Below are 1142 nucleotides of genomic sequence, written 5' to 3' on the forward strand. Positions count from 1 at the left end.
TATATAGATTGAACTCATAAAATTGAGAACCGCCTAATCGGGTAAAAGATAGTAATGAACCGAAAAGGGCGGGGATCGAAGTGACAAATGAAGAAGAGATTGAAAAGCTGACAACGGCCATGAAAGAAACGGAAAGTACGCGCATGTATGAAAGATATTTAGCTGTCCGTTTGCATTTGGAAGGCCGGACTTTAACTGAAATTGGAGACATTTTGGGTAGGTCATTTCCTGCCATCAGCGGGTATTGGAACGCTTATCGCAAGCAGGGAGTTCAAGGCCTTGAATTTGGTGAGTATCCCGGCGGCATCCGAAAACTTTCTGACGAACAAGAAGAACGGCTGAAAGAAACCATTGCCAAGCAAAGACCAGTGGATGTTGGATTTGAAGCGAAATACACTTGGACGTTAAAAATCATCCGTGCATGGATCCTTCGCGAGTTCGGCGAGAAATATACCCTAAAAGGAATCTCTAAAATGCTGAACCGGCTTGGTTTTAGCTACACGAAAGCCACCTATACTCTGGTACGAGCCAACAAAGAGGAACAGAAACAATTCCGCGAGGTCACTTTACCTGAGCTTAAAGAGCAACTGAACCAGGGAGAAATTGACCATCTTTTATTTGAAGATGAATCTATGATAAGGGCCTATTTGGCTTTGCAGTACAACTGGTTTCCCAAAGGACAACAACGCAAAATCCCGACTCATGGTGAGCATAAAGGAGCCAAACTGTTTGCTGCCATCGACTACGAAACGGGCCGTGTGACCCATCGAGAAGAAGAGAAGTTTGATGCGGCGGCATTTGGAAGATTTTTAATAGATATCTTACAGGCCTACCCCAAAGGCAAGCTTGTCATGGTGTTAGACAACGCCCACACTCATCATGCTGATGAAATTCAGCCTTTTCTGCGAGAGAATCCGAGACTTCAGCTTGTTTTTTTACCCAAGTATAGCCCTGAGCTTAATCCTGTTGAAGGATTGTGGAAATGGCTAAAACAAGATGTCGTAAACAATGTCTTTTTTCATAAGTATTATGTCATCCGTACTCATGTCGCAGCTTTCATGAAACGGGTTAATCAGAGCCCTCTTGAATTGATTGATCGGCTACTGGTTCGGGCGTAAAGATTTTCAGTTCAATCTATATAG

Annotated in this window: 1 protein-coding gene; it reads left to right on the forward strand. The window is 43.4% G+C overall.

The annotated features are described in order from the left end of the window. Positions 1-119 precede the first annotated feature (119 nt). The gene (locus tag LRL21_RS44665) at positions 120-1118 is read left to right on the forward strand and encodes an IS630 family transposase (protein ID WP_275901216.1); all 999 of its coding nucleotides are present in this window, start codon (positions 120-122) and stop codon (positions 1116-1118) included. Positions 1119-1142: the final 24 nt, after the last annotated feature.

It is taken from the genome of Paenibacillus periandrae (genome assembly GCF_022458865.1).
Lineage (GTDB): Bacteria > Bacillota > Bacilli > Paenibacillales > NBRC-103111 > Paenibacillus_S > Paenibacillus_S periandrae.

Coding starts and splice junctions, on each gene's coding strand:
- LRL21_RS44665 (WP_275901216.1), top strand. CDS start 120: ATGAAAGAAACGGAAAGTACGCGCATGTATGAAAGATATTTAGCTGTC.